Annotated in this window: 13 protein-coding genes; 9 read left to right on the plus strand and 4 right to left on the minus strand. The window is 46.0% G+C overall.

All coding sequences use genetic code 11. The features are described from left to right. Positions 1–36 precede the first annotated feature (36 nt). From LRP49_RS03045 to LRP49_RS03060, 4 genes are all read left to right on the plus strand, one after another. Positions 37–1,149 carry an ABC transporter ATP-binding protein gene (locus LRP49_RS03045; protein WP_274140130.1) on the plus strand — a complete coding sequence of 371 codons (1,113 nt, stop codon included), beginning with the start codon at positions 37–39 and terminating at the stop codon, positions 1,147–1,149. 169 nt (positions 1,150–1,318) lie between these two features. Then, complete coding sequence (locus LRP49_RS03050) at positions 1,319–2,404, plus strand: ABC transporter substrate-binding protein (protein WP_274140131.1); 1,086 nt, start codon at positions 1,319–1,321, stop codon at positions 2,402–2,404. Between the two features lie 67 nt (positions 2,405–2,471). Beyond that, positions 2,472–3,728 (plus strand): ABC transporter permease, encoded by a 1,257-nt coding sequence (locus LRP49_RS03055; RefSeq protein ID WP_274140132.1) that lies wholly within the window; start codon positions 2,472–2,474, stop codon positions 3,726–3,728. Between the two features lie 10 nt (positions 3,729–3,738). Next, on the plus strand, positions 3,739–4,587 hold the full coding sequence (locus tag LRP49_RS03060) for an ABC transporter permease (protein ID WP_274140133.1): 849 nt from the start codon (positions 3,739–3,741) through the stop codon (positions 4,585–4,587). Positions 4,588–4,643: 56 nt separating this feature from the next. Here the strand turns inward: LRP49_RS03060 and LRP49_RS03065 are convergent, their stop codons facing one another. Together LRP49_RS03065 and LRP49_RS03070 are read right to left on the minus strand one after the other, a co-directional pair. After that, complete coding sequence (locus LRP49_RS03065; RefSeq protein ID WP_274140134.1) at positions 4,644–4,991, minus strand: DUF6404 family protein; 348 nt, start codon at positions 4,989–4,991, stop codon at positions 4,644–4,646. Between the two features lie 206 nt (positions 4,992–5,197). Then, on the minus strand, positions 5,198–6,355 hold the full coding sequence (locus LRP49_RS03070; RefSeq protein ID WP_274140135.1) for a Bcr/CflA family efflux MFS transporter: 1,158 nt from the start codon (positions 6,353–6,355) through the stop codon (positions 5,198–5,200). A 100-nt stretch (positions 6,356–6,455) separates the two neighbouring features. Here LRP49_RS03070 and LRP49_RS03075 point away from each other — a divergent pair, with 100 nt between their 5' ends. The 3 genes from LRP49_RS03075 (at position 6,456) to LRP49_RS03085 (ending at position 8,406) form a co-directional block, all read left to right on the plus strand. Next, the gene (locus tag LRP49_RS03075) at positions 6,456–7,220 is read left to right on the plus strand and encodes an AraC family transcriptional regulator (RefSeq protein ID WP_274140136.1); all 765 of its coding nucleotides are present in this window, start codon (positions 6,456–6,458) and stop codon (positions 7,218–7,220) included. 113 nt (positions 7,221–7,333) lie between these two features. After that, on the plus strand, positions 7,334–7,642 hold the full coding sequence (locus tag LRP49_RS03080; RefSeq protein ID WP_274140137.1) for a hypothetical protein: 309 nt from the start codon (positions 7,334–7,336) through the stop codon (positions 7,640–7,642). Positions 7,643–7,944: 302 nt separating this feature from the next. Continuing rightward, complete coding sequence (locus tag LRP49_RS03085) at positions 7,945–8,406, plus strand: Hsp20 family protein (protein ID WP_274140611.1); 462 nt, start codon at positions 7,945–7,947, stop codon at positions 8,404–8,406. 129 nt (positions 8,407–8,535) lie between these two features. Here LRP49_RS03085 and LRP49_RS03090 read toward each other — a convergent pair whose 3' ends face one another. Together LRP49_RS03090 and gbdR are read right to left on the minus strand one after the other, a co-directional pair. Then, a complete protein-coding gene (locus tag LRP49_RS03090; RefSeq protein WP_274140138.1) occupies positions 8,536–9,219 on the minus strand; it encodes an SDR family oxidoreductase in 684 nt (227 codons plus the stop codon). 500 nt (positions 9,220–9,719) lie between these two features. Further along, positions 9,720–10,772, minus strand: a complete 1,053-nt coding sequence (gene gbdR / locus LRP49_RS03095; RefSeq protein WP_274140139.1) for a choline metabolism transcriptional regulator GbdR — start codon at positions 10,770–10,772, stop codon at positions 9,720–9,722. 525 nt (positions 10,773–11,297) lie between these two features. Between gbdR and LRP49_RS03100 the strand changes: the two genes are divergently transcribed. Next, positions 11,298–11,813: a formate dehydrogenase subunit gamma gene (locus LRP49_RS03100; protein WP_274140140.1), complete on the plus strand. Its 516-nt coding sequence runs from the start codon at positions 11,298–11,300 to the stop codon at positions 11,811–11,813. Then, complete coding sequence (locus LRP49_RS03105; protein ID WP_274140141.1) at positions 11,810–13,393, plus strand: formate dehydrogenase beta subunit; 1,584 nt, start codon at positions 11,810–11,812, stop codon at positions 13,391–13,393. The genes LRP49_RS03100 and LRP49_RS03105 overlap by 4 nt, the downstream gene beginning before the upstream one ends. Positions 13,394–13,414 lie beyond the last annotated feature (21 nt).

A 13,414-nucleotide genomic window follows, 5' to 3' on the forward strand; every position in this document is an offset into this window, starting at 1 on the left:
TTAGTTTGTTTAGAGGTGTAAGGGAATTCACTAATTATGCAATCTGGTAATGGCGCAAATAACTCAGGGTTTCCTTTTGTTCGATTCGACAATGTTCAGAAAAGTTATGATGGCAGATCTTTGGTGGTCAAAGGATTTGAAATGGACATTGACCAAGGGGAGTTCATCACTCTTTTAGGACCGTCAGGATCGGGTAAGTCGACAGTACTCATGATGATGGCTGGGTTTGAGCAGCCCACCCACGGGGATATCTATCTCAACGGAAATCCCATAAAAACGCTGCCTCCACACAAGCGTGGTATTGGATTGGTTTTCCAAAACTATGCACTTTTCCCGCATATGACGGTTGAAGAAAATCTCGCATTCCCGTTACACGTTCGTAACCTATCCAAGTCTGAAGTCGAAGATAAAGTAAAACGTGCGCTTGATATGGTGCGTTTGTCTGATTTCGGGCATCGACGTCCTGCTCACCTTTCTGGTGGTCAACAACAGCGTGTTGCTGTAGCTCGTGCCTTGGTATTCGAGCCCGAACTGGTGTTAATGGATGAGCCGTTAGGTGCACTAGACAAAAATCTGCGAGAAGAAATGCAGTATGAGATCAAGCATATACAGGAAGATCTCGGTGTTACTATGATTTACGTAACGCATGACCAATCAGAAGCACTCACCATGTCAGATCGTATTGCGGTGTTTAACGACGGCATTGTTCAGCAACTGGCGACACCAGAGGAGCTTTATGAGCGTCCTGTGAACGCATTCGTCGCCCAATTTATTGGTGAGAACAACCGTCTTAAAGGCGATGTCATTTCTCTGGATAGTCACCGCTGTCAGGTCAAAGTTCCAAATGGCGACGTCATTACAGCAAAACCCATCGCGGTCGGAAAAGAGGGCGAAATATCAACACTTTCTTTGCGCCCCGAGCGAATCATCATCAATCCGTCTAACGGTACGCTGCCCAATATATTTGACGCTAAAGTAGAAGAGGTAATCTATCTTGGTGATCACTTAAGAACACGTGTAAAAGTGTGTGAAAGCGATGAGTTCATAATAAAAACGCCGAATGCTGAAGGGCATCCAAATTTACGTCGTGGCGACATGATTCGGATCGGCTGGTCAGAAGAAGATTGCCGAGCATTAGATGCCTCATAAGCATCGACCATAACCCATTGGCTGAGTGTCGCATTGGAAGTTGCGTACTGTCAGTAAAAGTACTGAATATGGATTGCGATGAACGCAGTAGTTCTGTGCCGACGTATCGTGCAGAAGTGGATTCCTGTCCTGCTCAGGCTGAACAAGCGAAAGACTTGAGGAGAATACAATGAAGAAACTAGCGTTACATGCAGCAATCCTAGCAGGATGCGCAGGCTTGGCGACCAATGCTGTTGCTGACGAAACGTTGAATGTCGTGTCTTGGGGCGGCGCATACACGGAAAGCCAAACCAAGGCTTATCATGAACCTTGGACTGAAAAAACGGGTGTGAAGGTCGTCAACATCGACAAATCTTCAAATGCGCTGTCTGGTCTTCGTGCACAGGTTGAGTCAGACAATGTCACGTGGGATTTGGTTGATATTTTACCGTCTGACGCGATAGTTGCATGTGACGAAGGGTTGGCTGAGCCACTTGACCATGACCTGTTGCTTGCTGCGGCTCCTGATGGTACGCCAGCAACAAAAGACTTTTTGGCCGGCTCTTTGACCGAGTGTTTTGTACCTTCCATCGTTTATTCCAACATCATTGCGTACAACACAGAGTTATTTGGCGGTAAGAAGCCGACGAAAATTGATGATGTGTTTGATCTGAAAAACTTCCCAGGCAAACGTGCACTGCAGAAAAAACCGATCAATAACCTTGAGTGGGCATTGGTTGCTGACGGTGTTCCAGCGGAAGAAGTGTACGAAGTGCTTTCAACTGAAGAAGGTGTAACACGTGCATTTAAAAAGCTCGATACCATCAAGGATTCTGTGATTTGGTGGGAAGAAGGTGCTCAGCCGCCGCAACTTCTAGCCGACAAAGAAGTCGCGTTTGCGTCAGCATATAACGGCCGTATTTTTAATGCTGCGGTGAACGAGAATCAGCCATTTGACATCATTTGGGACGGACAGGTATTCGAACTTGATGGTTGGGTGGTACCAAAAGGTAAATTGGACAAGGTTAAAGAATACCTGCGATTTGCTACCGACTCTCAACGCCTTGCAGATCAAGCGAAGTACATTTCGTATGGTCCTGCGCGTAACTCTTCAGCGGGCATGGTCAGTAAGCATGCAGTAACCGGTATCGATATGAAGCCGCACATGCCAACTTATGGGCCTAACTTCGTGACTGCTATTCCAAAAGACGATGAGTTTTGGGCGGATAACGGTGATGAATTGGCGCAGCGTTTTAATGCTTGGTTAGCGCAATAATTGCGAGTAGTAGTGACGGGCAGTAGATGCCCGTCATTTTTCGTTCTTGTAAGAAGTGGGAGGTCTGGTGCAGGGAAGTCCAGCCAATGATATTAAGACCGCAGATGGTGTCTCTCTTCGAGTTAGCCAACAGCGCTCAATTCGTAGAAACAAGATAAAAGCCTTTCTTCTTGTTGCGCCTCTTTTAGCTTTTCTGCTTGTAGCATTTGTTCTGCCCATCGTGGACATGTTACAGCGAAGCGTCGAAAACCCTGAAGTCTCAACGTATCTCCCCAAAACTGCAGCGGCTTTAGAAGACTGGGACGGTCAACAGCTACCTGATGAAGCGGTTTACGCAGCATTGGTAGAAGACCTTCAAGTCGGTGCCAAAGCACGTAATATCGGTAAAGTTGCGTCCCGTCTGAATTACGAGAAGTCGGGTATGCGCTCCTTGGTGATGAAATCCGCACGTAAGTCGAAGCGCATAGAAGAGGGGCCATACAAAGCCCAAATTGAAAAAATGGATAAGCGATGGAAAGACATCAGCGTCTGGAAGTTGATTAAGCGCGAATCGTCACCCTATACACTTTCTTATTACCTAAATGCTGTCGACCATCGTTTTGATGATGACGGCAACATCGTCGCCCAACCGGAACATTTACAAATCTACAACGGCCTGTTCTGGCGAACGCTCTACATGAGTGTTGCGATAACGTTTCTTTGCCTGCTTCTCGGCTATCCAGTTGCGTATTTACTTGCAAACCTTCCGTTGAAACATGCCAATGTCCTGATGATTTTCGTGCTTTTGCCATTTTGGACATCCTTGTTAGTAAGAACGGCTACTTGGATAGCCATCCTACAGCAGCAAGGCGTATTAAATGACATGATGGTGGGTATGGGATTTTTGGACGATCAAAATCGCATACAGATGATCTACAACCAAACAGGGACATTGATTGCGATGACCCACATCTTGCTGCCGTTCATGATTCTGCCGCTCTATTCGGTCATGAAGACCATCTCGCCCAGTTACGTGAGAGCAGCGCGTTCAATGGGTGCCACGCAGTTTATGGCTTTCAGGCGAGTGTATTTTCCACAAACCCTACCTGGGATTGGCGCAGGTTCAATATTGGTTTTCATACTCGCTATCGGTTACTACATCACACCTGCGTTAGTCGGCGGACAGAACGGGACGTTCATCACTAACTTCATTGCCTACCACATGCAAACCTCTTTGAACTGGGGTCTTGCAGCCGCAATTGCTTCAATCTTGCTGGTGGTCGTTATCGTTATGTATTGGCTCTACAACCGATTGATTGGTGTAGATAACGTGAAGTTGGGATAGGAGAAATACCATGGCAATGCCTGAATGCGCGACCACAGGCGAAAAAGTGTGGTATGTGGTTTTCCGCCTAATCTGTGCGGCAATTTTTTTATTTTTGGTGGGTCCCCTTTTAGTGATTATCCCACTGAGTTTTAATGCGGAACCTTACTTTACCTTCACACCTGAAATGTTGAGTTTTGATCCTGCGGGTTTTTCACTCCGATGGTATGACGATTTCTTCACGTCAGATGCTTGGCAAACCGCGGTTAAAAACAGTGTCATCGTGGCCATCGCATCGACCATTCTGGCAACGGTGCTGGGCACAATCGCCGCGTTGGGATTATCGAGTCGATACATGCCGTATAAAGATGTGATCATGGCGATATTGATTTCGCCCATGATTGTGCCTTTGATTATCTCAGCAGCGGCGATGTTTTTCTTCTTCTCGCGCTTTCAACTGACACAAACGTATATTGGCGTCATTTTGGCGCATACGGCGTTGGGTATTCCGTTTGTAGTGATTACGGTAACGGCGACGCTAAGTGGCTTTGACCATTCGTTGACGCGAGCTTCAGCGAGTTTAGGGGCAAATCCGGTACAGACGTTTTTTAAGGTTGTTTTACCTTTGGTTACACCGGGTGTGATTTCCGGCGCGCTGTTTGCGTTTATTACTTCGTTTGATGAAGTAGTTGTGGTGTTGTTTATCGCTGGGCCCGAGCAAACCACATTGCCCATCCAAATGTGGGCAGGGATTCGAGAGGAAATAAGTCCTACGATCTTGGCTGCGGCTACCTTGCTGGTTGCATTGTCCATTGCACTGCTAACAACGCTGGAGTTCTTGAGAAGACGTAGTGCGAAGATGAGAGGTATTGAAGAATAAGTTGGCCTGCCAGTTGTCCATTCCCCCAAATGAAGACAACTGGCAAACCAAGCTTGTTAGAGTTCAGACCAATTTGGTAGTTTTTTGCGTTTGGCCGAAAGCTTGTACCAACTCGCCATCATCAATCCAAAGATGAGACCAGTCGTCATTGATGCATTAAATGCGTAAAGCAATGAGACACCTAAGTTATTCCACTGCATAAACCACATGATGATGCCCCACAAGGTGCCAAACCAAATGGTACCTAGCAGGATATTTGCACTAAAGGTGGCAAACTGAGGTGGTGGTACTTTTAATCCCAGTTTTCTCGCTAGGCGATAAATGACAGGGTTGATTGAAGAGGCTAAAAAGCCATGTTCGATAAGCACCTTGTGTGCTTTGTCTAGATGTTGCTCAAAACTCATTTAAAATCACTACTTACAACGTGTTGGGCTCACTATATCGCAACGCATGTGCTTGCAAATGAGCATCGACGGAATTGGTGACCGCGCTCTCGAAGAATCGGTGTTTTACGAGGAAACACGCGACAAGCCTTGGATTTGTTGGCTTTTTCAAGGCCCTGCAGATTGATCGGTGAATCAAATTGCATCTGCAATGCTGGGAACCTCAACTATTTCGCCAGTGAAAGTACGTTGTACTTAAGTTTTGTCGTATGTAGGCTGCAAACCATAGCGACCAATGACGCACCAATCAGCGTACCTCCCAAGTGTTGAAATTCACCCGCGATACCGAGTGCTGCGCCAAGCATCAAATAGTACATCAAACCCAACAGGGCTCCCGCAGAGCCAGCGACGTCGCGATAGTTTGCAAGTGCTCGTCCTAGTACGTTTGGGATCGCAATGCCATTAGCCATGACCACTAACATCATCGGGGCAAGAAGCCAAATACTGTCTGACAGAATCCAAACACCTATGCTTCCAATCAACATCACTGCGCATGCGACAGTGACTAAACGGTTGAGGTTTTGATGTCGTTGAAGCAATAACTTGTTCAATAAACCACCGGCAAATGAGCCAGCGGCCAACGCAAACCCGCTGTAGCTGAACTCGATTGAAGAGTATCCCATACGTTCAAATGAAAATGGCGCGATGGCATAGAAACCAAAAAGCAGCAAATTGAACATGGCAATGAGGATGGCATTGCGCCAGACACCGATATCTTTCGTCATTCGGATTGCCAATTGGAACAGAGGGACATGCTGTGTGCTTGCAGGCTTTGTTTCAGGCAGTCTCATAAAGGTAGACCCCAAAAGTATGCCAGCACTGATCATCAATGCGAGAAACACCCCAAGGTAGCCCCAGTGTGTGGTGAGTACGCCTCCAACAAGTAAACCAACGACTGGGCTTATAGCGACTGCCATGCCCATGATTGAGAATACCTTGGCCAGTGCGTGGCCTTCAAACGCGTCTCTTAGGATAGTTTGACCAATGACTGATCCAACAGCAGCACCGATCGCCGCGATGACCCGGGCAAGCAATATTATTGAGAAGTCTTTAGCAACAATAGCTAGCGCGCACCCTACACTGTAAGTCAGCAACCCAACAAGCATTGCCTTTCGTCTTCCAATCACGTCGCAAAGCCTTCCCCAAATAAACACGCCTATGGCAAATGATGAAAAGTAAACCGATAACGTTAGTGATGCCGTATCAGAAGACACGCCGAAGGCATTAGCAAGATTGGGTAATGCAGGGATGTAGATTGTTTCAGCAACTTGCGGAAACATCATCAAGGCACTAAGCAGCCAAAGTGATGGGGTTTGTTTTTTCATATTCACTCCGAAACAAAATTGTTAAGCAGGGGGCAGTCTACGGTGTAATATGAAAGGCGTAATATCGACATTAGAACCTTAAATATCAATATTCGGACATATGGCAGTTATCACAGAGAACATGCGGTTCAACGCAGATGCACTCGACAATTTGGTCATTGGTGTCGCCACACGAATAGGGCGACATGACTCGGGTATGCATTATCACAAAAAGCACCAACTACTTTGTGCAGCGTCAGGCAGCATGAGTATTAATCTGGATGGGATTTGGTGTGTACTTCCGCCAGCAAGAGCAGTGTGGATCCCTGCGGGAACCAAACATTGCGCGGTAATGAGGAATGTTGTGGATTACCGTTCGCTCTACTTTGATGTCGATGAATCGCCCCTTTTCCCTACGGAAATAAAGATTATTTCGGTGAATCTCCTTCTGAGAGAACTGATCGAGCGAATGGCATACTGGGAGTGGGAAAAGCCGATAGAAGAGCAAAGGTCAACCTTTGCACTCTTTTGCGAAGAGCTGATGCTGTCCGAAGAAGAGCATTTTTCCCTAAAGTTACCAACGGACCGCCGTTTGACCCAGTGGTTAGGAAAAGTGATGGGAGGCGAGTTGGTGCCGGAATTGTTAGCGGATATGGCACAAAATATAGGAGCCAGTGCAAAAACAGTGAGTCGCATTTTCTCTCGAGAGACCGGCATGCCATACCAAGCTTGGCGGCAACAATGGCGTCTTCAAGCCTCGATTGAGTATTTATCTAAAGGAACGAGCGTATCCGATGTTGCTATGTTTCTGGGATTCTCAAGTGACAGCGCATTTATCAGCTTTTTCAGGAAGATGACAGGGCACACTCCCGGACGTTACCTATAGCTGACTGTCAATTTACAGTGTAATTTACGTTTGGATTGCATTATTTATTGTAATGATAACCATTCTCATCTATGTTTGATTTCTAATACACAAAGAAAAAGGAAGATCACCTCGTGGATTGGGAATCGAGCGACAAGGCGACTGCGCAGGAAATTAATCGGCATCAGAAGGTGCAGGTGGAAATGAGTGTTGAAACCTTAGAAGCCCTGTTCCTTGAAGGGAAGTTATGTGCTGCAAAGCTTAACTGTCTGAATATGGAGTCCAAACAGGCAGTACAAAACTTGTGCTTGAAGGCGTGCGTTCAAAGATTCTGCCTTCAAGATGACGCCCCAGTTAAGGTAAGTGTTTCCAATCACATTGCAAAAAGTAAAAGGTCTACTCCTACTATATTTAAAGATTTTTCATCGGCACCTTGTAAATGAATTCATGAACCCCAATATATAAAAAGTTTGCTTGGTGACACATCGTTGTTCTTCCAAAGAACACCAGGTTAACACCAAAAAAGTAAATTTTATTATCTATCATTCACTTGCGATTTTCTTTTAAAAAACTTTCCACATAAGGGTTGAAAGATTTCGTGTGAAACTCCAAATATAGTGGTGAAGAGGTTATGACCAATTGCGTATAGCCTTATATATTTTGAAATCAAAATCTGTGTTTCGAATGGCCTAAATAGGAATTTGAATCCAGATGTTTTAATTATCGCTTCTTTGGAGGATATATGATGAAAACTATCGATTTGAGCCCACTGTATCGTAACAGTATTGGGTTTGACCGAGTTGCTTCTTTGTTGGACAGTGCTTTCCGTGCAGAAAGCGCAGCAGCGGGTTACCCCCCATATAACATCGAAGCTCTTGAAGAGAATAATTATGCCATCACGCTGGCCGTAGCGGGTTTCTCTGATGATGAACTCGACATTAACGTTGAGCGTGGTGTGTTAACAGTACGTGGCGAAAAGGCCAAGGTTGAAGGTAAGAACTATCTGTACCAAGGTATTGCTAACCGAACCTTCGAACGCAAATTTAATCTTGCTGATTATATTGAAGTAACAGGGGCTGATTTAGAAAATGGTTTATTGACCGTTAAACTTCTAAAGCATATTCCAGAAGCAATGAAAGCTAAGTCTATTTCTATCAACGGTCGTAGTAAATCTCACGTTGAATTGAAAGATGAGTCATTCGCTTAAGTTATTTCATCCCTGCTAGATAATGGCAGTTTAATTAAATTATCGGTATGTTGCGTTAGAGTATAGCGAAGCGGTTTGCTATATTCGAAGGGTGAGGCCAGCTTTTAGCTGGCCTTGTTCTTTATTACATTACCACTCATGGAAGTTTCCCTCCCAAGTAAAAAACGTTCCAGAGTTTTCAATAGAAAGCCTGTCAGCGAGTGCGAGAATGCCGTCTGCACTTTCTTGCGTCGTAATATCTGCCTTATCGCCTCCCATGTCAGTTTTTACCCAACCTGGATGGACTGGGCAAACTGTAATTCCCTGTTCCTTGAGTTCAAGTGAGAGCACCTGCATGACCTTGTTTACTGCCGCTTTTGAACTGCGATATGCAAGCATGCCTTTTGCGTCGCGATTTAACGCCCCCATCTGACTTGAAATCGTGATGACTCTTGGGTTTGAGCTCAAAGTAAGATTGGGGATAAGTGCCGTGGTGATCATCAATGGTGCGATGGTGTTGATTTCGAACGTTTCAAGCCAGCCGCTGACATCCATATCGTTGTAGGCTTGGTGTTTGGGTCCAATGATCCCTGCATTGTTAATGAGTAGGTCTATAGTGCGGCCTTCCAGTGTTTCTGCAAGCGTTTCGATGTCCTTTGCGTGAGTGACACGCAGAGGATGAAATTCAAGGTTTGCGCAGGCTAAAGAGAGAAGAGAAGGCGGTGGTTCGGTTCCCCGAAAGGTAGCAAGTACGAAATCGCCCCGTTTTAGCAATTGTTTGACCATTTCCAGTCCGATTCCACGTCCTGCACCCGTCACTAAAACATGATTCATACCAAGGTCCTTCTAATGCCTTTTGTTTTGGACATGTTACATGTTTTTGATATATCGGTTGTTTTACTGCCGGCAATTTTGGAAGGCGATCCAGAATGCATGGTTGAGCATCATTTAACCATTGACGTTCAATATATTACGAGACGAAAAGAAAGTTACCCACAGAAACGGTGGATAACTCTTTGGGTAACATTGGATTAATACAAAAAGGATCCAAAATAGCTGTGCTCAGGCCACTATTACTCGGGACAATCCAGATATTGTTTAGACAGTGCATACTTAATTCACAACGCGAAATCTCGCCGAATTCAAGCCTGTTACGATATGAGTGATGGAGAATATCGGTTAGACAATTAGTCTGGAAATGTTGGCATCAAATGATAGCTACTTCTCATTAATTGCACTGGTCAAAAAACAACCACATCGAGAGGGGGCAATAATAAGCGAGTTGCGAAACAAGATAAGAGCACTCCCCATTTGAGCAAATGGGGAGTTTTACGCTAGATAGCGATTTGTTCGTCGTTTGCAGAGTTTGATAGCTCTGTTGCGGGCGCAGAAAGGGGGGCAGAAGGAGCCGTGGGGGCTTGCTTAAGACCTTGTCTCTCTTCGCGAGGAGGAAGGCCGAAGTAATCTCTGTAGCACTTACTAAAGTGTGGCGTTGAAACAAAGCCACAAGCAATTGAGATTTCGATGACTGACAAATTTGTCTGCGTCAGCAGTTGACGAGCACGGGTCAAACGAAGGTGCAGGTAGTATCGCGAAGGGGAGCACTGAATATGTTTTTGGAACAACCGCTCGAGTTGACGTCTTGAGAGTTGAACCAAACTTGCTAGCTCATCAATAGCAAAGGGTTCCTCTAAATTCGCCTCCATGAGTGACACTGTTTCAAGGAGCTTGGGCTGTGAAGTTCCAATCAAGTTACGAAGTGGCACCTTCTGTACGTCTTCACTGCTTCTGACTCTTTCACACATAAACATTTCAGAAATAGCAGCACTTAAACGCCCTCCATGTTCATGTGACACCATAGTCAGCATCATATCCATCGGTGCAGTACCGCCGGCACTTGTCATGCGCTTCTCGCAAAAAGAGAAAAGCTTGTTACTGACGCGAATGGTAGGAAAGGCTTCTTGGAAACCCGCAAGATTCTCCCAGTGTATAGAGCAAGACTTGTCGTGCATCACGCCTGATTTCGCCAGCAGATAACTGCCCGTACAAATTGCGCCAATGGTTTTATGCTTGCGATCTTGTTGTGCAATCCAACTAATCACTTTTGGCGAGCAGTTTTTCTGAATATCCAACCCACCACAAATGATGACGATATCAAGTTCGTGTTGGCTCGGTATTTTGTCATCAGCATTGATGGAAATGCAGTCACTGGCAGTCACCGGATTACCATCGTCACTGAGCGTGTACCATTTGTAGAGTGTTTCGCCGGAGAGTTGATTCGCCATGCGGAGAACCTCAATGGCTGAGGCCATGGCTATCATGGTAAAACGGTTGCATAGGTAAAAACCTATTCTGACTGGCTGGCGTAGCGAGGATACTGACCCCATAGTGGATCCCCTTTCCCTAGTGCAAATTCATTACAGTTCGTAGAGATTTCAGCAAGTCCAAATGCGTCTTCTCTTTTCTGCGTAGGCCAGTTGAGGGAAAAAGTAAAATGCAGAAATTAAAAACCATAGGATCACTACGGTATTTTTTATCAAATCCTTCATTGCTGAGGAAAAGTATCGAAATTGGGACAAGATGTAGAGACTTTCTCTAAATCCAAAATGCTTAGGGTTGTAAATAAAATGTTGCAAAATGCAGTGTCAATTGGCAAATTGCCGCCAGTCTGGAAAATATAAATTGCCGCTTTTTTTATGGCCAAGCATGACATAAATGAAAGAAACTCACCCATAAATGCTCTCGTTATAAAACCAGTTTAGTTTCAATGTGAAGCGATCATTTGCGCTTCTTCGTGATGAGGCCTTTAGCTTGGTATAGGTCTTAAATCGGCACTTTTAGGTCTCATTTCATCGACATTGACGTAGTGCTTTACCGCTACACTCAAAAGTAATGGAAGTCAGGTGATTGAAATGGATAGCAAAGTACTTAATAGCTCAATGAGCAATGAAGAAGCTGAGGCCGTTGTGAATGCGCTCAATACACACCGCCATCGGCAAGGTGCGTTATTGCCTGTTTTGCATGGCATTCAGGCACTGATTGGATATGTCCCTCCCTCGTCGGTAACGCTAATTGCACAAGAGCTAAACCTATCGGAAGCGGATGTTCATGGTGTGATTTCTTTTTATCATGATTTTAAGCTCTCCCCCCCCGGAGCACATGTTATCCAAGTGTGTAGGGCGGAGTCATGTCAGTCCCTTGGGGCGAATGCATTGGCCAAGCATGCCTGTTCGCGTCTAGGGGTCGATTTTCATCAAACCACGAGAGACAACAACTTTACTCTAGAGCCTGTCTATTGCTTGGGTAACTGTATGAACTCGCCTGCGATACGTGTGGACGATGAAATCTACGGGGACATGACGGATGAAAAATTTGATGACGTCATTGATCAGTTGCTCACTCAGGTTATCGAGGTAAAAGCCCCATGAGTTATCGAATCTTTATCCCGCTCGATACGTCGGCCGTATCAAAAGGGGCAGATATTGTGGCGGATCATATTGCCCATAGTGCTGCTAATTTGGGCGAATCTATTGAGATAGTCAGAACGGGCTCGCGCGGGCTTTTTTGGCTTGAGCCGATGGTGGAGGTCGAGTCGGAACAAGGCCGTATCGCGTTTGGCCCCGTTACACCTGATGATGTTGATGCTCTTCTGGCACTTAGATTTTATGACCCAGATGGAAGTGGAGAATCGGGTTTGGCACACCCGCTGTGTTTAGGTGTAACAGAAGACATTTCGTATCTGAAGAAGCAACAGCGGCTAACGTTTACTCGTGTAGGAATTATCGATCCGCTTAGCATTGAAGATTATCGTGCTCATGGTGGCTTTCTTGGTCTGGATAACGCCATCAAGATGGATAACCAAGCCATCCTCGATGAAGTGAAAGAAAGTGGCCTACGTGGCCGCGGCGGCGCGGCATTCCCGACAGGCATTAAATGGCAAACCGTGTCAGATCAGCCGGACGGTGAAAAGTATGTCATTTGCAATGCGGATGAAGGGGATTCAGGCACATTCGCAGACCGTATGTTGATGGAAGGCGACCCATTTACCCTTATCGAAGGCATGATTATCTGTGCGCTGGCTGTTGGTGCGACACAGGGTTATGTCTATACCCGTTCCGAGTACCCAAGAGCTTGTGAGATCTTCACCAAGGCAATCGCCCTTGCAGAGAAGGCGGGTTATTTGGGTGACAACATTTGCGGTTCGGGCCATCGTTTTAACCTCGAATTGCGCATGGGGGCAGGGGCCTATATTTGCGGGGAGGAAACCTCGCTGATGGAAAGCTTAGAAGGCAAGCGCGGTTTGGTTCGGACCAAGCCTCCTTTACCTGCTATCTGTGGGTTGTTTGGTAAACCAACCGTGATTAATAACGTTATTTCTCTTGCGTCAGTGCCCACCATCTTGGCGAAAGGAGGCAGTTATTACAAAGACTTTGGTCAAGGTCGCTCATTAGGAACCATGCCAATTCAACTGGCAGGGAACATTAAACAAGCGGGCATGTTTGAGTTGGCATTTGGGGTTTCAATCAACGAATTACTCTATGACTTCGGTGGCGGGAGTAAGACGGGTAGACCGCTTAAAGCCGTGCAGCTTGGTGGTCCTTTAGGGGCGTATCTACCGGAATCTGAATGGTCCACGGATATGGACTATGAAGCTCTAGCGGCGCGTGGAGCCATGCTTGGGCATGGAGGAATGGTGGCGTTTGATGATCAAACGGATATGAGCCTCATGGCGCGTTTTGCAATGGAATTCTGTGCGGAAGAGTCGTGCGGTAAATGTACACCTTGCCGAGTGGGGGCTGTTCGCGGCGTTGAAGTGATCGACAAGCTGATGGCGTCGGAATCGAGCCAGAAAGCAGAAGCTGAAACACTTCTTACTGATTTATGCGAAACCATGGAATTGGGTTCGTTGTGCGCGATGGGAGGGATGACACCCTACCCTGTAAAAAGTGCACTCAAGTATTTCCCTGAAGATTTTGGCCTGACTCGTCAGGTCAGTGACGATGTGTAATAGGCACATCAAGGAGGTAAA

It is taken from the genome of Enterovibrio qingdaonensis (assembly GCF_028683135.1).
Lineage (GTDB): Bacteria > Pseudomonadota > Gammaproteobacteria > Enterobacterales > Vibrionaceae > Enterovibrio > Enterovibrio qingdaonensis.